We start from the raw sequence: 20,846 nt of genomic DNA, 5'->3' as shown, positions 1-20,846 counted from the left end.
ATTGAACAGTCATTCCAAGACCGTCGCAAAAAATGCCGCAGTGGTGGGCGGGGCCACGTTGGCCTCACGCATCCTCGGCTTTTTGCGTGACCTGATCATTGCCTTTGCCTTGGGTGCAGGGCCGATGGCGGATGCTTTTTTCGTGGCCTTCCGTCTGCCCAATCTGCTGCGGCGACTGTTCGGCGAAGGGTCGCTGACCATGGCTTTTGTGCCGGTCTTCACCCGGACTCGTGAGGACTCGGGCGAGGCCGAGGCCCATACCTTTGCCCGGTCGGCCCTTGTCTGGCTGGTGTTGATCCTGGGCGTGATTACGGCCTGTGCTGGACTGCTGGCCAAGCCGCTGGTCCTTGTCGTCGCACCGGGCTTTGCGGATGACCCGCAACTGGTGGCCGTGACAGCGGAACTGGTGCGTATCTGCTTCCCCTACATCATTTTCATCTCCGGGGTGGCCCTGTGCATGGGCATCCTCAATTCTTCAGGCCATTTTCTGGCTCCGGCTCTGGCCCCGTGCATACTCAATACGGTGCTCATTGCCTCGGCTCTGGCGGGTGTGGCCATGGGCTGGAGTGTGCCGCATTGTCTGGCTTGGGGCGTTGTTCTGGCGGGCCTTGGGCAATGGTTGTTGCAGCAGCCGTATCTGGCGCGTCTTGGCTTTTCGTGGCGCGGGCCGTGGTCGTTTTCCAATCCGGGAGTCAAGAAGACCGGCAAGCTGATGTTGCCCACGGTCTTCGGCGCGGCAGTCTATCAGATCAACATTATTCTGGGCACGGTGCTGGCCTCATTCCTGGCCGTGGGTAGTATTTCGTATCTGTACTACGCTGATCGGTTGGTACAATTCCCCCTTGGCGTGTTCGGGGTGGCCGTGTCTACTGCGGCGTTGCCGAGCCTGTCTCTGCTGGCGGCCAAGGGGCAGATGGATGATTTTCGTCAGACATTGTCCGCCAGTCTGCGCCTGACCTTATTTATCAGCCTGCCTGCCGCGGCCGGCCTCATAGGCCTGTCCGAACCCATTGTCTCATTGCTCTTCGGGCGCGGGGCCTTCAGCGCCGAGGCCGTGAGCATGACTGCCTGGGCGTTGGTGGGATACGGCGTGGGCCTGCCTGCCTTTGCCATGGTCCGCCCGTTGGTTTCTGCCTGCTATGCCTTGCAGGATACCCGGACCCCGGTGCGAGCCGCCGTAGTCAGTCTGCTGGTCTATGTGATCTCGGGCGTGACTCTGATGCAAGTCATGGATCATGTGGGACTGGCTCTTGCGACGACGATTTCCTCGTGGGTCAATGCCGGATTGCTGTTGCGCGGGCTGAATCGCCATCTGGGCCGCTGGGCTGATTTCTGGCGACAGGTGGCGCTGTTTGTCGCCTTGTCGCTGGTCATGGGCGCGGCGGCATGGCTGACCATCGGGCTTGGCCGTTGGGCTGTGGCATTGGTCCCCCTCTGGGGCGTGGGCTACGGGGTGGCGACCTGGCTGCTCAAAGTGCCAGAGGCGAGGATGGTGGTGGATGTGCTACGCCGCAGATTGGGGCGCTAGGGCCGCTGGGAAATGCACGTTTGCTGCGTTGCTGCGAACAAGGCTAAATCTCGTGTACGCTTATATACACATCGATCTCGTATAGTTCTTGCGACTGCCTGAAACCGCCCTGACGAGACTTTCCTTCCAAGGTTAAAGCGGTTACAACGTCGGCCAAACGGAGACACTATTCATGTCCGAAATATTTCTGATCAAGATCTCCGGTGAGGACAAGCCGGGCATCATGTCGCACATGTCCCGCATTCTGGCGGATTATGGCGTGCGTATCCTCGACCTTGGCCAGGCCGTGATCCACAACACCCTGTCCTTGGGCATGATCATCGATATTCCCGAGGCACAGGGTTCCGCCCCCATCCTCAAGGATTTGCTCTACGGAGCCAACGAACTGGGCGTGAAGCTGAAGTTCGTGCCCGTGACCGAGGCCAAGCATGAGGACTGGGTCCAGGCCCAGGGCCGCAAGCGTTATATCGTGACATTGCTCTCGCGCGAGATCGGGGCCGAGCAGATTGCCCGGGTCACCGGGGTGATGACCGATGTCGGTTTGAATATCGATTTCATTTCCCGCCTGTCTGGACGTATCTCCCTGGTCAAGCCGGATGCATTGCCCAGAGCCTGTGTGGAATTCTCCGTGCGTGGTGAGCCCAGCGACATGTTACAACTGCGGTCGGCCTTCATGGATATTACCGGCGAGTTGGGCGTGGACATCTCCTTCCAGGAGGACAATGTCTATCGTCGTAATCGTAGACTGGTGGCTTTCGATATGGACTCCACCCTGATTCAGGCCGAGGTCATCGACGAACTGGCGCGCAAGGCCGGGGTTGTGGACGAAGTCTCGCGCATCACCGAATCCGCCATGCGTGGGGAGTTGGATTTCAAGGAAAGCCTGCGAGAGCGTGTGGCCCTGCTCAAGGGATTGGATGCCTCGGTGCTGGAAGAGGTGGCAGAAGAGGTGCCCTTTACCGAGGGTGCCGAACGCCTGGTCTCCAACCTGAAGAAGTTGGGTTACAAGATAGCCATTCTTTCGGGGGGATTCACCTATTTCGGACAGCATCTGAAGCGCAAGCTGGGGGTGGACCACGTCTACGCCAACGAATTGGAGATCAAGGACGGAAAGCTCACCGGCAAGGTCGTGGGCGAGATCGTGGACGGCAAGCGCAAGGCCGAACTGCTTGAAGAAATCGCACTGACCGAGGACATCAGCCTGCAACAGGTGGTTGCCGTGGGTGACGGAGCCAACGACCTGCCCATGCTGGGGGTCGCAGGGCTGGGCATCGCCTTCCATGCCAAGCCCATTGTGCGCGAAGGCGCGCGACAGGCCATTTCGACGCTGGGGTTGGACGGCATTCTCTATCTTCTCGGGCTGCGGGATCGCGAAGCCGAATAGTTGGCTGTTGAAAAACGCACGTTTGCTTCGTTGCGGTGAAAGCGGTTTTGGCGTGACCGGGAAAGGCTCAGGGCCAATTGTTTCTGCCAGCCCCTGAGGGTACTGAAATGAACGCATCCCAGAATCCCGACATTCTCTCTGCCCGCGAGTATTTTCCGCGTGGCATGTCTCAGCCCGAGTCGGGCTTTCGTTTTTCCATGGACGCCTTGCTGCTGGCCTGTTTTGCCCCTGTGGGTGGTGCAGCTCATGCCGTGGATTTGGGCTGTGGTTGCGGGGTGGTGGGGCAGGGCTGGATGCTGCGTCAGCCGGAAGCAGACCCGGTGGTCACCGGGCTGGATGTGAATCCGCAGATGTTGGACTGCGCAGCTGCCAATGCCGTGAGTTTGGGATTGGAAGATCGGTATGCCGTTGTCCGTGCCGACGTGTCCGCAGTGCGGATCGATCCCGATCTGTCTCCTGAATCTTGCGATCTGGTATTATGCAATCCACCATACCGCGAGCCGGGCACGGGTCGTCGCCCGGCTGATCATGGGCGTGACACGGCAAGGTTTGAGGCCGTGGCCCCCATCGCTGCCTTTGTGGAAGCGGCCTCCTATCTGCTCAAGAATCGCAAGCGCGCCTGCTTTATCGGCCTGCCCGAACGCCTGCCCGAGCTATTGACCGACATGCTTACCCAGCGGCTGGCGCCCAAGCGTCTGCTGTTGGTGCATTCCCGCGTGGATGAACCCGCCCGCCTTGCTCTGGTAGAAGCCGTGAAGAATGGTGGGCCGGGGCTGGTGGTGGAACCGCCGCTGGTCGTCTACCAGGGGCAGGGTGCGAAGTCCTGCCTGACCCCGCAGGCATTGGAGTATTGTCCATTTCTTGTTTGTAACGGCTAAACGACGGAGGGGGGATGCGTAACCATGCTAAAATTGGGGAATTGTACAGAGGGTTTGATGGGTACATCAATAAGATTTATGGTTTTTATTTAGATTCGTTGGTTGGGTTTCAGGCGGTAAGAAATACTGCTGAGGATTACCTCGATGGATTAGCCGTTTTTGCAGATGATGATTTTGATGACTATAAGGAATTACTGTCATTTTCATATCGAGATATTTTGAATGATCCTATCGTTGAAAATCAATTGCACACTCCAAATACTGGCGACGTCATTTCGAGAAATGCTGAAGATGGTGCAAATTATATTGCTTTAGGGCAAATGTGTTTGGTTATGGTCTATTCGTATTGGGATGAATATACCCGTCCTGAATTTGCGAAGGCAATGGGGTATATTAATGGTGATGAGAGTGGTGATGAAAAGAGAAGGATTATAAACAATGAAGTGAGATATGATTTTTGGGGTGATATTCGATATCTTCGCCAATCGATTGTCCACTGCCGAGGAATTGCAAATTCAGATTGCGCTAAGTTGAAAAGGATCAAATGCTTCAAGCCGGGCGATGAAATTGTGATTACACCAAGGTTGATGCGTCGTCTTTTTCAGGTGATGGTTGCTCACAATAATGATTTATTTAAGTATAGTTTGCCGGAATCACCTTCAATAGTTCTTAAATCGTGAAAAAAAGCCGCCGCCCCTTCCGGAGCGACGGCCTGTTTGATTCTTCAGGGGAGCCTTACAGCGAATGCTGAATCTCCTCACGCAGGGTAAACAGCACATTGTACTGGGACTTCAGTTCTTCCATCATGGTCTTTTGCAGGGCCTTGTCCATGTCTTGGATGCGGACGAAGACTCGGCGGGTGGGTGCGTCTTCCGGCTCATAGGCAGTCAGGATGCTCATGATGCGGGCGTTGTGCTTGTTGAGCAGGCCCACAAGACCACCCAGGGTGCCCTGGTCGTCGGGCAGGTCGATGGCGACCTGGAATCCGCCGTGGAGCACGCCGGTAATGGAAATCAGGACTTCGAACACGTCGGATTGGGTGATCACGCCCACAAGCTTGCCTGCGTCGTCCACCACGGGCAGTCCTCCGACCTTGGTGTCCAGCATCAGCACGGCGGCCTTCTCAACGGACTCGCCTTCCTGGATGGTGACCAGGTTGGTGGACATGATATCCTGGACCTTGATCTCTGAGAGCAGGTAGTACAATTCATGAACGTCCAGGGTTGTGGCCTTGGACGGTGATGCTTCCTTGATGTCGCGATCAGTGACAATACCGAGCAGGATGCCGTTCTTGTCCACCACGGAAAGACCGCGCACGTTCTTGTCCTTCATGACCTTGGATGCACGCATCATGGAGGTTTCAGGGGTCACTGTGACGGGTTCCTTGCTCATCCAGTTGCCTACGAGCATATCTCAGGCCTCCTTGGTTTGGTCGATCCCCGCTATCCTGAGGGGGAATGGGTGACTGCTGGTTTTCTATCCGTTTTTCGGCTAGTTGCCGATGTAATCTTTCTGTAAAATCTCATAGGTGAAGATTCTTTTCAATCAGTAAAGTGCATTGTGTGCGACTCATACGTGCAGAGTGGGGATTGGGTGCATGGCAAAGCTGTTCATCGACTGCCGGTTTGGTCTGGGTGGAGACATGTTTCTGGCCGCCCTTGCGGATATGGGGCTGAACCTGCAACCGTTGGTGAAAGCCCTGGGACAGGCTGGTATCTCCATTGCTCTGGATGCGCCGGAGGTGCGGGTTCACGGCTTGGCTGGCCGGAGGTTGTCCATTGATGCACCGGGGGTGCAACCCCTGCGGCACCTGCCGGAAATTATGAGTATCGTGGAGAGGCTGCCGCTGTCCGAAGTCGTGCGCGGGCGCGTTGCTACGGCTTTTGTGCGTCTCGCAGAGGTGGAGGCAAAGATGCATGGCATCGGCGTGGACGAGGTGCACTTTCACGAAGTGGGTGCCGTGGACACGCTGATCGATGTTGCGGGTGCGTTTTACGGGTTGGAAGCTCTGGGTGTGACCCGGGTGCTGTGTTCGACGCTGCCCTGGTTTGGCGGCAAGGTGGAGTGTGCCCATGGTACGTTGCCCCTGCCTGCGCCAGCGACTCTGGAACTGATGAAGGGCAAGCCCGTGTCACCTACGGAGTTCGAGTTGGAAATCCTGACCCCCACCGGCGCACTGATCATTGATCAGGTCGTGGACGAATTCGTACACGGTCCCGAAGGCGTTGTGCGGCAGGTGGGGCGCTCCTTTGGCACTCATGATCTGGGGCAAGGCTGCGGTGGACTCCGGTTGGTGCTACTGGATGAACACTAGCCCGTCGGGGAAACCTGTTTGGTTCCAGACGATCAGGCTCTTAAATAGAGATTCTCTAGAATATCTTTAGATTCACAGCGAAGCACGATGGTCATACCCGAATGGATAACGTCGACCTGCTCTCCATCCAGTTTTTCCAAGGCATAATCCCCCGCTGCGATGATGGGGCGTTTCAGCCCGGGCTTGAGGACTGTGATGGGCCTGTCCACATTCCAGCGGTGGCGCACGGCCACTTCCCAGGCATTGTCCGCTCGGCGGGCCAGAACCCGAGCCAGAATGGGGCGCGGGGCCTCGGCCTGACCATACAGCGCCTTGCGCCCTGGCAGGAAGAAGCCTGTTCCCAATGGGCGCGAAGCCGTGTTCATGAGTTCATCCAGGTACAATCCCGGGCGGAAGATTCCGGCCCGGAAATCAGCCATGGCCGTGGCATAGGCGTCCACGGCGTGGACCAGATAGCCGCCGGATTTCATGCGTCCTTCGATCTTCAGGGCGGCCAGCCCCGTGCGCATGAACCAGGGCACGTATTTGATCAGGCACAGGTCCTCGGGGGCGAAGATGGAGGTGTGCCCATCCTCCTCCACGGCTTCCCAGGTGTCTTGCCCCTGGCGCGTGGATTCTTCCAGGCGTACGGCAGTGGTCTTGTACTGGAAACGGCAGGGATGAGTGCATAACCCCTGGTTGGCTGAGCGTCCGTTCATGTGTGCCGAAAGCATGCAGCGGCCCGAAATGGCCATGCATTGGGCACCGTGCACAAAGGCTTCCAGTTCCAGGTCCGGGCACTGGCGCGCAATGGCGCCCATGGACCGCAGCGATAATTCCCTCGCCAGATTCACTCGCGAAACGCCCATCTCCTGCCAGAACGCAGCGGATTCGGCATTGGCGGTGTTGGCCTGTGTCGAGAGATGCAGCGGCATCTCCGGCAGGATGCGCCGGGCGAGCGCCAGCACGCCGGGGTCTGCGATGATCAATCCGTCCGGGGCCTGATTCCCATGGAATTCAGAGAGGCGTTCCAGGGCGTCGCGCACAGCCGGCATCTGCTCCTGGCGGGGCAGGGCGTTCATGCAAACATAGGCCCGGGCACCGGCTTCATGGGTCAGCCTCAGGCCTTCGGCCAGTTCGTCCCAACTGAAACCGGCGCTGGGAGCGCGCAGGTTCAAGGCCGGGCCACCTAGGTAGACGGCATCTGCACCATAGGTCAGAGCGGTGGTGAGTTTTTCGCGGTTGCCGGCCGGGGCCAGCAGCTCAGGCAGAGAGATATTCATATTAGACAGGCAGCCCTTGCTTGGCTCTGGCTTCCTTCATGGCCTCCAGCAGGGCGTAAGGCACGTGCAGTCCGCCTCGGCCCTTGCCGAGACTGATGTCGGGCTTGACCGTGCCGTGAAAGTCCGAACCACCGGAAGCCAGCAGATCCAGGTCTTTGACGAGTTTACCATATTTTTCGGTCATGGTGCGGGTATGCTCGGTGTAGATGACCTCGATACCGTCCAGGCCCATCTCCTTGAGATCCTTGATGCGTCGGGCCTCAGGTTCGCCGTCCAGCTTGAGGGTATAGGGATGGGCCAGAATGACGGTGGCGCCTTCTTTCTTGAGCAGGGGGATGGCTTCCTCGGGAGTCAGCTTGTCCTTGGGCAGATAGGCTCGTCCGCTGTCGCCGATATAGACGTCAAAGGCATTCTGGACGCTGTCTGCTCCGCCGGCTTCGATGATGGCTTTGGCAATGTGCGGGCGGCCCACTGTGCCGTCTCCGGCAATCTCCAGAACGCGCTCGTAAGTCACATCCAGCCCCAGGGACTGGAGTTTGTCGCAGATGCGTGTGTTGCGACTTGCACGGCGTTCGCGCAGCCATTCCAGTTTGGCATTCAGTTGAACGGGGTTAGGCGGCAGAAAAAGCCCCAGAATGTGCATGAATCCGGTGGCCGAATCCACGGCCAGTTCGCAGCCGGGGATGATCTCCAGATCGTGTTCGACTCCGGCGGCAAGGGCTTCGGGCAAACCGTCGGTGATGTCATGATCCGTCAGAGCCAAGGCTCTGAGCCCACTTCGTTTGCCCAGAGCCACAAGTTCCGTGGGGGTTAGGGTGCCGTCTGAAATGGTGGAATGCGTATGGAGATCGATGCCGGGCATGTGCGGCTCCTTGTTCTTGCTGCTGAACGTTGATGGTCCCTTGTTGCTAGGGCATGGAAAACCGGGTGTCAACGACGCCTTGAGGCCAAGGCGCAAAGCGGGTATAGCTGAACCCACTCGAGAAGGAGGAATGAAATGACGCTGAACAAGGAACTGTTGGATATTTTGGCCTGCCCCAAGTGCAAAGGCGAGATTGGCCTGCTGCCGGCACAGGATGGCCTGCACTGTGCGCAGTGCCAGGTTGTTTACCCCATCAAGGATGAAATCCCCATCATGCTGGTGGAAGAGGCCATAGCCGAAGCCGAGTGGCCCGGTGGGGTGGCGCAGGATTAACTGCCGCTTTATTCTTTTTGCTTTGATCATGAAACAGGCCCGGCGCATTGCACCGGGCCTGTTTCAGGTGTAGCGTTCAAGTCTTGGTTGTTCGTTTGATTTTTCTTCTCCCCTGCCCGACTTTTTCGACCTCTCTTGACAACCTTTTCGGCCTGCTTATTTTAATCATCGAACACGAACTTCTGTTAACATTACGGAGGTTACAGAAATGGTGATTGATTATGGTTCCTTTTATGACGTCCCGCGTTGGGACAAGTTGTTCCAGGATTTTTTCGGTCCCACAAGCCTCAGCCAGCGCAGGGTTGCCTATCCGCCACTGAACATCAGTGAGACCGAAGATGCCATCCAACTGCGCGCCCAGATTCCCGGGATCAGCATGGAAGACATCGAGCTGACTCTGACGGACAAGAATCTGGTCATCAAGGGTGAGCGAAAGGCCCCCGAGGGCAAGTATTTTCGTCAGGAGCGTCCGGCGGGTGCCTTTCAGCGTGTGATCACCCTGAACGTGCCTGTGGAACGCGACCAGGTTCGCGCTACGCTGAAGGACGGCATTTTGGCGATCGACCTGCCCAAGGCCGATTCGGTAAAGCCCAAGAAGATCGATATCGCAGTTTCCTAGGAGGTCAAGAGTCATGACAAACGACATCCAAAAGCACGAAGAGAATCTGCCCCGCTATCGTCAACCCTCCGATATTCTGGAGCGCGAGGACGGCTTTCATATCTTCATGGACGTCCCCGGTGTTGCCAAGGAGGATTTGATCATCGATCTCAATGAAAACGAGTTGGTCGTTACCGGGCGTGCTTGCTTCGAGCCCGGAGCCGACGAGAAGTTCATCGAGGTCGAGTTCGGTGGGTGCGAATATCGCCGGGCCTTCAAGCTCTCCAACACCGTAGACCGCGAAAAGATCAAGGCCAACGTGGATAACGGGGTGCTGGAGTTGCACCTTCCCAAGGCCGAGAAGGCTGTGCCTAAGCGGATTGAGATCAAGGCCGGATGATCGGGAGGTTTTGAGCAGCCATCTGCTTCGTTGCCGTAGGGATTTCAAGCCCTAGCGTATGCCAAATACGCGGCGAGCTTGAAATTCCTTTGCGCCTTGCATCCGACCACCCAAACCTCTCCCGGTCCGGTTGCGGTTCCGAACTGCGCTTGAGCTTGGTATCTTACCGCAGATGAGAGAAGTGGATGCTTGGGAAAATGACTGACTGGAGCTGTCTTTCTGGCAGCATGGAGAAGATGCAATACTAAATGAAGGACCGGCCCCTGAGTGGGGTCGGTTCTTTTTTGATTGCTCGACCTTGCACCAGGGCTTTTGCAGGGCTATGGAAACCATATGAAGATGATGCTTTTCAATGTGTTGCGCTGGGCGCCCCTGGCGGTTTTCCTGTGGTTCATGCGCAGTGGCGCCGGTGGTGTGGATTGGCGAATGGCCTATCTGACGGCAGGTGGCCTGGGTGTCGTGGTCCTGCTGATGGATATTGTTACCCGACGGATTGAGCCGTTGTATCTGGGCACCAACCTCTGGCTGATCAGTGGTGCCGTACTGTATTTGGTGGAATTCTGGACATCCCTTGGCTGGTATGCCCGGTTGGGTTCCGGGAGCCTGTTTGCGTGGGTGGCGTTGACCTCATTGGGAGTCTGTCTCTGGATAGTGCTTCGCGGGCGTAATGGCAGGAAGGATTCGGCCATTTTTTTTGGGGCCTCTGTTGTGGCTTTGGGAATTGCCGTGGCTTGCGGAGGCTCGGTGTTCATGGGAGGGACGCTGTCCTTCATGGGGCTGCTGGTACTGCAACAACTGCTCGCACGGGGGCGCGAACGAGCCTTGCAACGGGCTTCGTGATGGCGTAGCTAAACAGGCAGTATGACCAAGACTTACATCTTTCTTCCTCCTCTGCGAAAGGCCACTGGCGGTACCTATGTGCTGCATCAGGTGGCGGCGCATCTGCATGCGGGCGGTTTGCCCGTGTCTCTGGTCACGCGTGAAGGCGGTCATGAGGCCCCGGAGATCTCCCGGGATGTGCCCGTGATCTCATGGGACGCGTTGGCGTTGACTCCCGACGACCTTTGGCTTGTGCCCGAAGGCTGGGTTAATGCCCTGGCTCCCGGGCTTCAGGCCGGAGCAAGGACCGTGGTCTATGTTCAGAACTGGGCCTATCTGTTTTCCGCGCTGCCTCCTGGCGTGAGTTGGGACAAGCTGGACGTCTCGTTCCTGGCGGTGTCAGACCCTGTGGGTTGGTATATTCGTGAGTGCCTGGGGGGAGAGGTCCCCGTGCTGCGTCCGGGGATTGACCCCGAACGTTTCCAGGCGCCGGAGGTCCCCAAGGCCGTCAGTCCTGTGCGCGTGGCGTTCATGCCCCGCAAGAACAAGGCACTGGCCGCACAGGTCCGGGCAATGCTCGAAGCGCGAGCTGCGAGAACGCCGGGAGCGCCCGAGATCGAATGGTTGCCCATTGAGGGCCTGGAGCTGGACGGTGTGGCCGCGACACTGAAACGTGCACATATTTTTCTGGCCATGGGCTATCCAGAGGGCTGCCCACTGCCCCCGCTGGAGGCCATGGCCTGTGGCTGTCCGGTCGTCGGTTTTGGCGGTCTAGGCGGGTTTGACTACATGCGTCAGGCTGAAGACATCCCCGGCGCGGCCCAGCCGTGGTTCCCTCTGCGCGAGGTTTCCTGGGGCGGTAATGGGCTGTTCGCAGTGGATGCCGATGTGGCTGCTGCGGCGCTGGCTCTGGAACGTGTTGCCACATGGGTGGCACAGGAAGATCCACGTTATGCCCAGGCCGTGGAACAGGCGCGGATCACGGCGGCTGCCTATTCCGTGCAGCAGCAGCGTGAGGCTGTGCTCGCACTGTGGCCGAAGCTGTTGGGCTCTTTGTGATGCGTTCCCGCCCTTGGGGTGGGGTGATCTGAAAACATTGCGCCTGCGTCCGACGCAGGCCTTTTTATGGGATACGAAATGGGAAAGAAGAAGAACAAGAAGCCCAGAGAGTTGCCCGAAGCCCTAGGCTTGCCGACAGGTGGTGTGGAGACCCATGCCCATCTGGATATGGAGCCTTTTGCCGAAGATTTGGATGCCGTTCTGGACCGGGCCGAGGCCTGTGGTGTCGCACGGATTGGTCAGGTCTTTCTGGGGCCTGAGGCCTATGAGAAGGGGCGCGGGTTGTTCGAATCCCGGCCCGGGGTATTCTTCCTGCTGGGGGTTCATCCCCACGACGCCAAAGGCTGGACCGACGAGACGCTAAGCGCCATGCGTGCGGCTTTTGCTTCGGACTCGCGCCTGAAAGCCGTGGGCGAAGCCGGGCTGGATTATTATTACGACTATTCACCGCGCGACGTGCAGCGTCGGGTGTTTGCCGCACAGCTGCAACTGGCGTGCGAGGTCGATCGGCCGATGGTGGTTCATTCCCGCGATGCTCTGGACGAGACCTTTGAGGTTTTGGAGGCCGAAGGCTTCAAGGACAGGCCATTGCTCTGGCACTGCTTTGGTGGGGACACGGCCTTTGCGCGGCGGGTGCTGGACAACGGCTGGATGATCTCCATCCCCGGTGCGGTGACCTGGAAGAAGATGGACGAGCTGCGCGAGGCCGTGGAAATGATCCCCATGGACCGGCTGGTGCTGGAAACCGACTGCCCGTTCCTGGCCCCGGACCCGTGGCGCGGCAAGCGCAATGAACCCGCCTTTATCGGTTTTACGGCCCGGGCCGTGGCCGAGGCCAAGGGGCTGCCCTTGGAAGAGATTTGGCGGGTCACGGCGGAGAATGCGACGCGCTTTTTCAGGCTGGATGAGGAATAGCTCTTACGCTTTTGGGCAAGGGCTTAGTGGTGGTTGGGTGCGCCTCTTGCCTGGGGACTCATGAGATGAAAAATTATCTGCGTTCAATACTGGTTGGTGTGTCTACTGAAAGGTTTTTTGACGATTCATTTTGAGTTGATAGTGGAGAAAATGTATGCCCGACGCTAAAATCGAAAAAGTGGAAAAGCAGCTTCAACAAGTTTTTGGTGACGAAATGCCTGCCAACCCGACCAAGGACATCAGCGCCGCCTTACAGCTTGCGGAGTGCCTGGAGGCCAAGGGGTTTTCCTTTGCAATGAAGGACTGCTGCCCCAAGAGTCTGGACGATAGCCTGTGGCGGGCGGTGTTTTCCAAGGACGAGACGAAATTCATGGCTGAGGATGCTCAGTCGGCGGTGGCCATCTGTGTTGCTGCTGTGGACGCGTTGAGCAGCGAATAGTTTTTGAAGCTCCTGCCGTGCCCGAGATCAAGAGGCTGGCGGCGGAGGATATTGGCGAATCACGGCGGAAAGAGTGACGCGCTTTCTCGGGCTGGAGGTGTGAGGCGTGAAAGGGTTTCTTCTGACAGATCACAAGGCGAAGATTCGGTATCACGACTTGCTGGGCGATGGTCCGCCCATACTGTTTCTGCACGGGTTGGGCTGTTCTTCTTCCTTTGATTATCCCCAAGTCGCGGCATTCCGGGAACTGCAGCAGCACAGAAGAATCCTGGTTGATCTGCTTGGTTCCGGGTATAGCGATAGCCCGGAAAATTTCAGTTACTCCATGGCCGCGCACGCCAGTTGCCTTGAGCAGCTTATTGAGCACATGGGCTTGGATAATTTTTATCTCTACGGTCACAGCATGGGGGGAGCCATCGCCATCTCACTGGCCGGAAAGTGCGAACAACGGTTGAGTGGGCTGGTGCTCAGTGAGGCGAATCTGGACTCGGGTGGTGGCCTCTTCAGCAGACGAATTGCAGGTCATGAAGAGGGTGGCTATCTGGAGTCCGGTCATCAGACAATGATCAGGAATGCCAGGGCGAGTGCCTGTGAGGAATGGGCTGTTGGCCTTGAGGCAAGCTCTCCTGTCGCGGTATATCGGGAGTCGAAGTCGTTGGTGGATGGCGAGGCTCGCAGTTGGCGCCAGATATTGTATTCCTTGAACATTCCACGAACATTCATATTTGGACAAAAATCATTGCCCGACCCTGAGGAGTCCAGACTGAAAGCCAATGGCATCAATATCGAAATTGTTGATAATGCCGGACATTCCATGGCCTGGGACAACCCGGCCGGACTCGCTACGGCAATACAGCGTGGCATTCATTTTGCCGGGTAAGATAGAGAGGTCAATGAGCGCGAATCGCTGCTGAGCATTGCCAGGACGCAGCAAAGACAAGAATCACAAAGGGGGCCAAGTGGCCCCCTTTGTCTTGGTCATAGTGCTTGCGCTCTAGAAGTGAATTTCCTTGATGTCCCCGGCCTTCAACTGCATCAGGCCCCACGGGGTGCGACCATAGAACATGGTCTTGGGTGACATGGTCACTTTTTTGGTGCTGCCATCGCTGAGGACAATGGTGGCTGCCAGCTCCGAGCCCTGCTCGAACAGGGTCACGTTTTTTACCTTGGCAAAATCAATGGCCATGTTGGCTTTGCCCAGATGAACGGGCACCAGGGTCAGCCCTTCCACGGAAAAGTCAGACACCGTGAATGTGGTGTCTGTGTCGTCCAGGATGGTCACGGTAAAGGAACGGTCAGGTGCGGGGATTTTCTTGACGATATCGGTATCGCCAAAACCGCCCATGCCCATGCACAGCAGAGCCAGCGAAAGGACGGCGGTCAAGGCGGCAAGGCGTCGCAAAGCGTTCATCTAGGCTTCTCCAGTGGTTCGTGATGGCAGCGTGATTTCGGTGAAGGGCACCTCGTCGCGCATGGTCTCCAGGAATTCCCGGGTCTCGCGTTCGGTACCAGCTGTGTGCACCAGTTGCAGGACCGCAGTATGTTTATCCACTACACTTAAATAGGCCAGATTATCGTATGATTCAAGAATGAACTTGAAGAATGCGATGTCACTTGGGGCGATGCGCAGGTAGATGCGGCGCGAATCGTGTGGTTTCACCGCGTCGCGTGCATACTGGGCACTTTTTGCTTTGCCGATGCGTCGTCGCCTGACCATTAGAATACCTCATGCCCGTTGGCAGTGACCAGCACCATGTGCTCCCAGCGGATGCCGCCCCATTCGGGGTAGTACAGTCCGGGCTCCACGGTCACGATCATGCCGGGTTTGAATTCGCCGTTGGCCTTGGGGCTGACACTGGGGCCCTCGTGGGTTTCCAGGCCGATACCGTGCCCCAGAGCATGGGTGAAATGATCGGCCACGCCATAGGCTTCGAAGACGCCACGGGCTACGCGGTAGGCTTCGGCGATGGATTCGCCGGGCTGGATGACATCAATGGCGCGCTGTTGGGCCTCCTGTGTCTGCTCAAGGGCGCGTTTGAATTCGTCCGAGGGCGAGTTGCCGACCCAGAAGGTCCTGGTCTGGTCCGAGCAGTAGTCATCCAGGCGGCAGCCCTTGTCCAGCAGCACGGAACAGTTGTCTGTGATCTTCCTGTCGCCGGGGATGGCATGGGGCAGTGCGCCGTTGGTGTCCACCGCTGCGATAGTGGAGAACGACAGCTCGGAGGCACCCTGGTCGCGATAGAGCTTTTCCACTTCCCAGGCCAGTTCCTTTTCCGTCATGCCCGGGGCAGCGATCTTTTGCGCCTGCTCGAAGACTTTGTGGTTCAGGGCACAGGAGCGGCGCATGATGTCGATTTCAGCGGGTTCCTTGATGTATCTGAGCTTTTCGACCAGGCCGGACAGAGGCTTGAGTTCGGATTTGCGCTCAACGAGGCGAGAGTGGAAATCAAAACTAACAGCGGAGCTTTCGAATCCGACTGGGCCTGGGCAGAGCTCCTGCAGGAAATCTCCCATCTGCTCGTGCGCGGGCGGGCGATAGATGAAAATTTTGTCTTCGTCCCACAGGCGCTTTGCCGCGTCATGATAGCGCGAATCGGTCAGCAGCCAGTCCCCGGCCTTGCGGGTGATCAGCAGCATGCCTGCGGACTCGTTGCACTGCGGGTTGTGCAGTTCGAAGCCGGACAGGTAATAGCGGTTGGCAGCGTGGGACACGAGCAGGGCGTCGACTCCCTTTTCCTCAAGGGTGGCGCGGAGCTTGTCGCGGCGGGCGGTATAGGTCTGTGTGTTCATGCCAGGTCTCGTGATTGTTGTGGTTGGGCGGGAAAGGGCCCCGTCAAGGCCGCTCTATAACGCTTCGCTTTCGGCAGTGCAACGCGTCAGACCTGCCTGGGGCTGGCGTGTTCTGTTGCCTGGAGTGTTTTGGTTCATGACCAGTGGGTGAGCATGCGTACAGCTTCGGTGCCGTCACTGCGGATCAGGGTATGCAACATCGTGTTCGGCTCCACGCCCGTGGCGCAGCCTGCTGTGGCTCTCTCTCCGGGCAGAATTTCGGCCCTGAAGGCAATATCCACCACCGAGGGTTGGAATCGGGGCCTGCCATTTGGGATGGGTTCCAGCCCCCATTTGAGGAGATGCACATTGTTGACGTGCCCGTTCTGGTCCTGGTCTGCCGCTCGGGCGGTGACAATGGCTTCATGCTGCGTTGCCTGGAGCTTGGGCAGTGATTTGGCCGTGAACTCGCAGGCCCGTTCATCCTGATTGGGGAAGCGTTCCAGTACGAAGTCAGGCATGGAACCCAGGCGGCGAGTGGCGAGGTCCAGAGCCACCCAAGAGGAGGTGCCGGTGCCGATGATGGCTCCGCTTTCGTCGGTCAAACGGTAATCGCGGGCTGCACGCCGCTTGTTTCTGGTGGTTGGCCAGGTACAGACGGTGATGGTTTCGCCGTAGACCGGGTAACGTTCCATGCGGATGCACAGGCGCGAAAGTACCCAGGCCACTCCGGCCTTGACCATCTCCTTATTGGAAAAGCCCAGCCGTCCGGCGTGGATGGTGGCGGCTTCCTGCAGCCAGTCGGCGATGGTTCCGATGCTGGTGGTGTAGTCGGCTGTTGTTTCATAAATACGGACCTTGAATGGTTCCGTGTATGTTCGGGTCATGAAAAGCTACTCCGCAGGGTGAGTCTTGAGTAATTTTGCGGCAAAGGCTGCGGCTCCGAATCCATTGTCGATATTGGATACCGTGATGCCGGGAGAGCAGGAGTTGAGCATGGCCAACAGGCTGGAAATGCCCCCAAGGGGATTGCCACTGTTCTGCGAGCTGGGCACGGCGATCACTGGCGTAGGCAGAAGGCCCGCCAATACGCTGGGCAGTGCCCCATCCATCCCGGCTACGGCAATGACTACCTGTGCGGCCCGCAGGGCAGGCAGATGCGGTGTTAGCCGATGGACGCCAGCAACGCCCACATCGGCGATGAGGCCGCAGTCCAGTCCGAAGAATCGCGCGCAGCCATAGGCCTCCAGAGCGACGCTCAGGTCCGATGTTCCGGCCGTAGCCACCAGCACTTCGCCCCTTTGAGGCCAAGGGGGAGTCAAGCCGAGGTCAGCTCCCAGAGCGAACAGGCCCGAGAGTTCGTGATAGTGTCCATTTGGGAAGGTCTGGGTCAGGGCCGTGGCGGCACCATTGCCGACTCTGGTGGCCAGCACAGGGCCGTGATCCTGAAGTCCCTGGACGCAGGCCACGATTTGCGCAGGAGTTTTGCCCGTGGCAAAGACCACCTCGCCCAATCCCGTGCGCGAAAGGCGATGGGCGTCCAGATTGATGCCTTGTGCCAAGTCGCCGAGCGGGCGGTTCTGGAATTGACCAAGGGCTTCATCGGGTGACAAGAGCCCCTTGGAGACCTGTTCCAGAACATCATGAATATTTTTTTCGGTCATGTTTGTACTCTTTGTTCTTGAAATATTGCCCGAAACTAGTTGAGCGCCAAGGGTAGGTCAATAGCATCGTCGTGTTTAAAGCGCCTCGTAGCAGCGTGAAACACTTCGAATTGGTGCTTGAGGGCAATGCGATAAACGCTCGTGAAAAGATGAAGGAGTGTTTTGATTCCCGAAGGAAGCATGCCTCATTTCGTTGATAAATTTTCATGGAAAGGATAAAAGCTGTACCCATGTCGTCAAAGACGATCCTGTTCCTCGCCAAACCGCAGGCCATCACTCCCCTGTTTGCTCAATGCAAAGAAGCCGGGGTCGAGGCTGGCCTTGCCGAAACCATTCGTGGCGCGCTCGACTTCATCGAAAAGAAGAAGCCAGGCGTGGTCTTTGCCTACGCCATGCTCCCGGGCGTGAAACTCGAGGACCTGCTTATCCATGGGCAGGATGATTCTTCCTTTCCTCCCGTAGTGGTTTTTACGGATCGTGGTTCCAGTGGAGAGGCCCAGCGACTGATGGAACTTGGGGCCAAGGATTATTGGCTTGAGCCCTTGTCGTGGGAAAAGATTCAGGCCGTGATCCCGTCTGACGAGGCTCCTGTCCCCGCCAACGAACCCCAGGCTACGGCTCCCCCTGCGGGAACCGGAGTGAAGATCATTGGTCAGGATGCTTCGGTGCGCCGGGTACTTGCCCTGTCTCGCCAAGTCGCTCCTTCCAAGGCTTCGGTGCTGATTTCCGGCGAGTCCGGAACCGGTAAGGAAATGTTTGCCAGGTACCTTCATCAGAACAGCAATCGAGCCAATGCGCCCTTTGTGGCCATCAATTGCGCGGCCCTGCCCGAACATCTGCTGGAAAGCGAGCTTTTCGGCCATGAGAAAGGTTCTTTTACCGGGGCCATCAACCGCAAGCTGGGCAAATTCGAATTGGCCAGTGGTGGCACCATCCTGCTCGATGAAATCACCGAAATGGATATGGGCCTGCAAGCCAAGCTGTTGCGGGTACTCCAGGAGGGCGAGTTGGACCGCGTGGGCGGTGTGGAGACCGTGAAGGTGGATGTGCGCGTGTTGGCGACGACCAACCGCGACATCGAGACCACGGTGAAAAATAAGGAATTTCGCCAGGACCTGTATTTCCGCTTGAACGTGATCCCGCTGAAGCTGCCTGCCCTGAATGAGCGTGGCGATGATATCATGTTGCTGGCCCAGTTCTTTGTGGATCACTACAGCAAGGAATATGGCCTGCCACGCCTTGCATTCTCCGACGCCGCCCGGGCATGGCTCATGGGTTACGACTGGCCGGGGAATGTGCGCGAGTTGCAGAACCTGATGGAGCGCGCTGTGCTTTTGGCGGGTGCAGGCCCCATCGAGGAACAGCATTTCCTGTTGGATGGAGACAACTGGCCGCTGTTCGACGAGGAAGAACTTCAGGACGAGACGCCATCTCCCGGAGCACCGGCGGCGGATGAGGCCTCATTGCACAACGCCCTTGGTGGTCGCGATCTGCCCTTGTCGGAGATCGAGCGCATTGCCATTTTAAAGCGCCTGGAGCAAACCGAGGGCAATAGGACCCAAGCCGCAGATCTGCTGGGGATTTCCGTACGCACTCTGCGCAACAAGATTTCAGACTACAAGAAGAGGGGCCTTACGGTCCCGTAAGCCATCGGCCTTTGCGCCGAAGTCCTCCGTCCGAATCATGGGCGGTTTATCGAGGTACTCACCATGCAGATGCTTTCCGAACAGGTCGGCGGCTACATCAAGAAGTCGTCGTGGATCAGGAAAATGTTCGAGACCGGTATTGAACTCAAGGCCCAGCACGGCGAAGATGCTGTCTGCGATTTCAGCCTTGGCAATCCCGACCTCGCTCCGCCCAAGGCCGTGGCAACGGCTATTGGTAATGTTGCAGAAGCGGCAGACAAGCCCTTTGCCTTTGGCTACATGCCTAACCCCGGCTATCCCTTTGCGCGTGAAGCTCTGGCAGGATACCTGTCCAAGGAGCAGGGCGTGGACATTGATGCGGGCGATGTGATCATCACCTGCGGTGCTGCCGGTGCTTTGAACGTTATCATGCGTGCGGTACTCAACCCCGGTGACGAGGTATTGAGCCCTGCCCCCTATTTTGTGGAGTATGGGTTCTATACCCAGAATCACGGCGGTGTGTTCAAGTCCGTGCCCGCCAAGCCCCTGACCTTCGAGCTTGATCTGGAGGCCCTGGAGGCCGGGATCAACGCCAAGACCCGTATCGTGCTCATCAACTCGCCCAACAACCCCTCGGGCGCAGTCTATGCCAAGGAAGAGTTGGAGGGGCTTGCCGCGATCCTGAAGGCCAAGAGCGAGGAGTATGGCCGGCCCATCTATCTGGTGGCCGACGAGCCGTATCGATTCCTGGTCTTTGACGGTATCGAGGTTCCTTCCATTCTGCCCCTGTATGACTATGCCATTGCGGTCAGTTCTTTTTCCAAGAACCTGTCCCTGGCAGGAGAGCGAGTGGGCTACGCGACGGTGGCCCCGCAGATGCCTGGCAAGGAGCAGTTGCTGGGTGGCCTGATTCTGGCCAACCGGATTCTGGGCTTCGTCAATGCCCCGGCCATTGGTCAGAAGGTCATGGCCGAGGCCATTGGCTCGCAGGTCAACGTGACGGTCTACGCCGAGCGCCGCAAGGCCATGACCAAGGTCCTGGACGATGCTGGCTACAACTTCACCATGCCCAAGGGCGCGTTCTACTTCTTCCCCGAAGCTCCGGGCGGAGACGACGTGGCGTTCTGTGCCGCCTTGCAGGAAGAGTTGATTCTGGCGGTTCCAGGGTCGGGCTTCGGCTGCCCTGGTTACTTCCGCCTCGCATTTTGTGTGGGCGAGGAAGTTATTCGCAGGTCGGCTGAAGGGTTCAAAAAGGCCTATAGGAAGTTGGCGTAGCTAGAGCGTCCATGAACGGCCATCTGCGGCGTTGCTGCGGGAAATTTGAAATCTCGCGTATGTCCATATACGCATCGATCTCCAATTTCTCTCGCGCCTGGCATCTGACCATCCCTGAACGCTCTACAGGCCGGAGCGTTTAAAATGCAAAAATCGCCGTACGCGCTAAGCCCGTTTCGTTTTGATGAATAATAAAAGCGCCGCCCCCTTCCGGGAGCGGCGCTTCTTTTTAATATGCGGCCACTTAGTGGTTGGCTTATTGGATTCCCTTTTCCTTGAGGAAGTGGGTCAGCTTGCGGTCCGTGCCGTTGATGTGGGACTTCCACCAGTCGGTCAGGTAGTCCAGCACATCCTGGGGCAGGTTTTTATCACTGTCCTGGGAGGCCATCAGGTAGTCAGAGGATTTGAGGATGTAGTCCTCATGCTCTTCGATGTGGTCGTCCATGACGGGGTAGCCGTGCTCTTCCATCAGGCGCTGCTCGGTGGAGAAGTGGTAGCCGATGTAATCGTGCGCTTCGGAGACGATGTTGTCCACGACGTCCTGTGCTTTGCCCTGTGTAAAGGCGTCGTACAGGTCGTTGATCAGTGCGATGAGTTTTTCGTGTTGCTCGTCGATCTCCGAGACGCCCAGTTTCAGGCTGTCGTTCCATTCGATTCTGGGCATTCAAGGCCTCCTTTGCACGCGGTTGGCAGGGGGGAATCTATAGTCTTGCAATTGAATA

The 20,846-nt window shown here is 57.7% G+C and carries 24 protein-coding genes; 15 read left to right on the top strand and 9 right to left on the bottom strand.

Annotated elements, in window-relative coordinates; translation table 11 throughout:
• Nucleotide 1: 1 nt before the first annotated feature.
• From murJ to EL361_RS10405, 4 genes are all read left to right on the top strand, one after another.
• Entirely contained in the window at nt 2-1,528 is a 1,527-nt protein-coding gene (murJ, locus tag EL361_RS10420; RefSeq protein ID WP_126379236.1) for a murein biosynthesis integral membrane protein MurJ, read from the top strand.
• Between the two features lie 172 nt (nt 1,529-1,700).
• Complete coding sequence (gene serB, locus EL361_RS10415; RefSeq protein ID WP_126379234.1) at nt 1,701-2,912, top strand: phosphoserine phosphatase SerB; 1,212 nt, start codon at nt 1,701-1,703, stop codon at nt 2,910-2,912.
• Between the two features lie 107 nt (nt 2,913-3,019).
• Nucleotides 3,020-3,790: a tRNA1(Val) (adenine(37)-N6)-methyltransferase gene (locus EL361_RS10410; protein WP_126379232.1), complete on the top strand. Its 771-nt coding sequence runs from the start codon at nt 3,020-3,022 to the stop codon at nt 3,788-3,790.
• Between the two features lie 14 nt (nt 3,791-3,804).
• A complete protein-coding gene (locus EL361_RS10405; protein ID WP_126379230.1) occupies nt 3,805-4,470 on the top strand; it encodes a hypothetical protein in 666 nt (221 codons plus the stop codon).
• 55 nt (nt 4,471-4,525) lie between these two features.
• Here the strand turns inward: EL361_RS10405 and EL361_RS10400 are convergent, their stop codons facing one another.
• The gene (locus tag EL361_RS10400) at nt 4,526-5,200 is read right to left on the bottom strand and encodes a CBS and ACT domain-containing protein (protein ID WP_126379228.1); all 675 of its coding nucleotides are present in this window, start codon (nt 5,198-5,200) and stop codon (nt 4,526-4,528) included.
• A 187-nt stretch (nt 5,201-5,387) separates the two neighbouring features.
• On the opposite strand from EL361_RS10400, the gene larC reads away from it, so the two are divergent.
• Nucleotides 5,388-6,104, top strand: coding sequence for a nickel pincer cofactor biosynthesis protein LarC (gene larC / locus EL361_RS10395; RefSeq protein ID WP_126379226.1), 717 nt, complete (start codon nt 5,388-5,390; stop codon nt 6,102-6,104).
• Nucleotides 6,105-6,136: 32 nt separating this feature from the next.
• On the opposite strand, the gene EL361_RS10390 is transcribed toward larC, so the two are convergent.
• Together EL361_RS10390 and EL361_RS10385 are read right to left on the bottom strand one after the other, a co-directional pair.
• A complete protein-coding gene (locus EL361_RS10390; protein ID WP_126379224.1) occupies nt 6,137-7,366 on the bottom strand; it encodes a peptidase U32 family protein in 1,230 nt (409 codons plus the stop codon).
• Nucleotide 7,367: 1 nt separating this feature from the next.
• Nucleotides 7,368-8,228 carry a PHP domain-containing protein gene (locus EL361_RS10385; protein WP_126379222.1) on the bottom strand — a complete coding sequence of 287 codons (861 nt, stop codon included), beginning with the start codon at nt 8,226-8,228 and terminating at the stop codon, nt 7,368-7,370.
• Between the two features lie 135 nt (nt 8,229-8,363).
• On the opposite strand from EL361_RS10385, the gene EL361_RS10380 reads away from it, so the two are divergent.
• The 8 genes from EL361_RS10380 to EL361_RS10345 all read left to right on the top strand — a co-directional run bounded on the left by EL361_RS10380 (nt 8,364) and on the right by EL361_RS10345 (nt 13,671).
• The gene (locus EL361_RS10380; protein ID WP_126379219.1) at nt 8,364-8,561 is read left to right on the top strand and encodes a Trm112 family protein; all 198 of its coding nucleotides are present in this window, start codon (nt 8,364-8,366) and stop codon (nt 8,559-8,561) included.
• Between the two features lie 208 nt (nt 8,562-8,769).
• Nucleotides 8,770-9,180 (top strand): Hsp20/alpha crystallin family protein, encoded by a 411-nt coding sequence (locus tag EL361_RS10375; RefSeq protein WP_126379217.1) that lies wholly within the window; start codon nt 8,770-8,772, stop codon nt 9,178-9,180.
• A 13-nt stretch (nt 9,181-9,193) separates the two neighbouring features.
• Nucleotides 9,194-9,559 (top strand): Hsp20/alpha crystallin family protein, encoded by a 366-nt coding sequence (locus EL361_RS10370; protein WP_126379216.1) that lies wholly within the window; start codon nt 9,194-9,196, stop codon nt 9,557-9,559.
• 333 nt (nt 9,560-9,892) lie between these two features.
• Nucleotides 9,893-10,399, top strand: coding sequence for a hypothetical protein (locus EL361_RS10365; protein WP_126379214.1), 507 nt, complete (start codon nt 9,893-9,895; stop codon nt 10,397-10,399).
• Between the two features lie 21 nt (nt 10,400-10,420).
• On the top strand, nt 10,421-11,437 hold the full coding sequence (locus EL361_RS10360) for a glycosyltransferase (protein WP_126379212.1): 1,017 nt from the start codon (nt 10,421-10,423) through the stop codon (nt 11,435-11,437).
• Nucleotides 11,438-11,515: 78 nt separating this feature from the next.
• The gene (locus EL361_RS10355) at nt 11,516-12,352 is read left to right on the top strand and encodes a TatD family hydrolase (RefSeq protein ID WP_126379210.1); all 837 of its coding nucleotides are present in this window, start codon (nt 11,516-11,518) and stop codon (nt 12,350-12,352) included.
• Between the two features lie 154 nt (nt 12,353-12,506).
• Nucleotides 12,507-12,791, top strand: a complete 285-nt coding sequence (locus EL361_RS10350) for a hypothetical protein (protein WP_126379208.1) — start codon at nt 12,507-12,509, stop codon at nt 12,789-12,791.
• Between the two features lie 106 nt (nt 12,792-12,897).
• Complete coding sequence (locus EL361_RS10345) at nt 12,898-13,671, top strand: alpha/beta fold hydrolase (RefSeq protein WP_126379206.1); 774 nt, start codon at nt 12,898-12,900, stop codon at nt 13,669-13,671.
• 114 nt (nt 13,672-13,785) lie between these two features.
• On the opposite strand, the gene EL361_RS10340 is transcribed toward EL361_RS10345, so the two are convergent.
• The 5 genes from EL361_RS10340 to larB all read right to left on the bottom strand — a co-directional run bounded on the left by EL361_RS10340 (nt 13,786) and on the right by larB (nt 17,224).
• Nucleotides 13,786-14,202 (bottom strand): hypothetical protein, encoded by a 417-nt coding sequence (locus tag EL361_RS10340; RefSeq protein WP_126379204.1) that lies wholly within the window; start codon nt 14,200-14,202, stop codon nt 13,786-13,788.
• Nucleotides 14,203-14,508, bottom strand: a complete 306-nt coding sequence (locus tag EL361_RS10335; RefSeq protein ID WP_126379202.1) for a DUF4911 domain-containing protein — start codon at nt 14,506-14,508, stop codon at nt 14,203-14,205.
• Nucleotides 14,508-15,581: a M24 family metallopeptidase gene (locus EL361_RS10330; RefSeq protein WP_126379200.1), complete on the bottom strand. Its 1,074-nt coding sequence runs from the start codon at nt 15,579-15,581 to the stop codon at nt 14,508-14,510. Before EL361_RS10330 ends, EL361_RS10335 begins: the two co-directional genes overlap by 1 nt.
• A 134-nt stretch (nt 15,582-15,715) precedes the next feature.
• Nucleotides 15,716-16,447: an acyl-[acyl-carrier-protein] thioesterase gene (locus tag EL361_RS10325; protein WP_126379198.1), complete on the bottom strand. Its 732-nt coding sequence runs from the start codon at nt 16,445-16,447 to the stop codon at nt 15,716-15,718.
• A gap of 6 nt (nt 16,448-16,453) precedes the next feature.
• Entirely contained in the window at nt 16,454-17,224 is a 771-nt protein-coding gene (gene larB / locus EL361_RS10320) for a nickel pincer cofactor biosynthesis protein LarB (RefSeq protein WP_126379196.1), read from the bottom strand.
• A 230-nt stretch (nt 17,225-17,454) separates the two neighbouring features.
• On the opposite strand from larB, the gene EL361_RS10315 reads away from it, so the two are divergent.
• Nucleotides 17,455-18,870 (top strand): sigma-54-dependent transcriptional regulator, encoded by a 1,416-nt coding sequence (locus tag EL361_RS10315; protein ID WP_126379194.1) that lies wholly within the window; start codon nt 17,455-17,457, stop codon nt 18,868-18,870.
• A 63-nt stretch (nt 18,871-18,933) separates the two neighbouring features.
• The gene (locus EL361_RS10310) at nt 18,934-20,124 is read left to right on the top strand and encodes a pyridoxal phosphate-dependent aminotransferase (RefSeq protein WP_126379192.1); all 1,191 of its coding nucleotides are present in this window, start codon (nt 18,934-18,936) and stop codon (nt 20,122-20,124) included.
• 256 nt (nt 20,125-20,380) lie between these two features.
• Here EL361_RS10310 and EL361_RS10305 read toward each other — a convergent pair whose 3' ends face one another.
• Nucleotides 20,381-20,788, bottom strand: a complete 408-nt coding sequence (locus tag EL361_RS10305) for a bacteriohemerythrin (RefSeq protein WP_126379190.1) — start codon at nt 20,786-20,788, stop codon at nt 20,381-20,383.
• Nucleotides 20,789-20,846: the final 58 nt, after the last annotated feature.

It is taken from the genome of Desulfovibrio ferrophilus (assembly GCF_003966735.1).
Classification (GTDB): Bacteria; Desulfobacterota; Desulfovibrionia; order Desulfovibrionales; family Desulfovibrionaceae; genus Desulfovibrio_Q; species Desulfovibrio_Q ferrophilus.
The sequence above is the reverse complement of the archived record's forward strand: the minus strand, read 5'-3'. Positions and strand labels throughout refer to the sequence as shown.

Bases quoted from the DNA above. Each gene is read 5' to 3' on its own strand.
- serB (WP_126379234.1), top strand. From the start codon at position 1,701: ATGTCCGAAATATTTCTGATCAAGATCTCCGGTGAGGACAAGCCGGGC.
- EL361_RS10410 (WP_126379232.1), top strand. From the start codon at position 3,020: ATGAACGCATCCCAGAATCCCGACATTCTCTCTGCCCGCGAGTATTTT.
- EL361_RS10405 (WP_126379230.1), top strand. From the start codon at position 3,805: ATGCGTAACCATGCTAAAATTGGGGAATTGTACAGAGGGTTTGATGGG.
- EL361_RS10400 (WP_126379228.1), bottom strand. From the start codon at position 5,200: ATGCTCGTAGGCAACTGGATGAGCAAGGAACCCGTCACAGTGACCCCT.
- larC (WP_126379226.1), top strand. From the start codon at position 5,388: ATGGCAAAGCTGTTCATCGACTGCCGGTTTGGTCTGGGTGGAGACATG.
- EL361_RS10390 (WP_126379224.1), bottom strand. From the start codon at position 7,366: ATGAATATCTCTCTGCCTGAGCTGCTGGCCCCGGCCGGCAACCGCGAA.
- EL361_RS10385 (WP_126379222.1), bottom strand. From the start codon at position 8,228: ATGCCCGGCATCGATCTCCATACGCATTCCACCATTTCAGACGGCACC.
- EL361_RS10380 (WP_126379219.1), top strand. From the start codon at position 8,364: ATGACGCTGAACAAGGAACTGTTGGATATTTTGGCCTGCCCCAAGTGC.
- EL361_RS10375 (WP_126379217.1), top strand. From the start codon at position 8,770: ATGGTGATTGATTATGGTTCCTTTTATGACGTCCCGCGTTGGGACAAG.
- EL361_RS10370 (WP_126379216.1), top strand. From the start codon at position 9,194: ATGACAAACGACATCCAAAAGCACGAAGAGAATCTGCCCCGCTATCGT.
- EL361_RS10365 (WP_126379214.1), top strand. From the start codon at position 9,893: ATGAAGATGATGCTTTTCAATGTGTTGCGCTGGGCGCCCCTGGCGGTT.
- EL361_RS10360 (WP_126379212.1), top strand. From the start codon at position 10,421: ATGACCAAGACTTACATCTTTCTTCCTCCTCTGCGAAAGGCCACTGGC.
- EL361_RS10355 (WP_126379210.1), top strand. From the start codon at position 11,516: ATGGGAAAGAAGAAGAACAAGAAGCCCAGAGAGTTGCCCGAAGCCCTA.
- EL361_RS10350 (WP_126379208.1), top strand. From the start codon at position 12,507: ATGCCCGACGCTAAAATCGAAAAAGTGGAAAAGCAGCTTCAACAAGTT.
- EL361_RS10340 (WP_126379204.1), bottom strand. From the start codon at position 14,202: ATGAACGCTTTGCGACGCCTTGCCGCCTTGACCGCCGTCCTTTCGCTG.
- EL361_RS10335 (WP_126379202.1), bottom strand. From the start codon at position 14,508: ATGGTCAGGCGACGACGCATCGGCAAAGCAAAAAGTGCCCAGTATGCA.
- EL361_RS10330 (WP_126379200.1), bottom strand. From the start codon at position 15,581: ATGAACACACAGACCTATACCGCCCGCCGCGACAAGCTCCGCGCCACC.
- EL361_RS10325 (WP_126379198.1), bottom strand. From the start codon at position 16,447: ATGACCCGAACATACACGGAACCATTCAAGGTCCGTATTTATGAAACA.
- larB (WP_126379196.1), bottom strand. From the start codon at position 17,224: ATGACCGAAAAAAATATTCATGATGTTCTGGAACAGGTCTCCAAGGGG.
- EL361_RS10315 (WP_126379194.1), top strand. From the start codon at position 17,455: ATGTCGTCAAAGACGATCCTGTTCCTCGCCAAACCGCAGGCCATCACT.
- EL361_RS10310 (WP_126379192.1), top strand. From the start codon at position 18,934: ATGCAGATGCTTTCCGAACAGGTCGGCGGCTACATCAAGAAGTCGTCG.
- EL361_RS10305 (WP_126379190.1), bottom strand. From the start codon at position 20,788: ATGCCCAGAATCGAATGGAACGACAGCCTGAAACTGGGCGTCTCGGAG.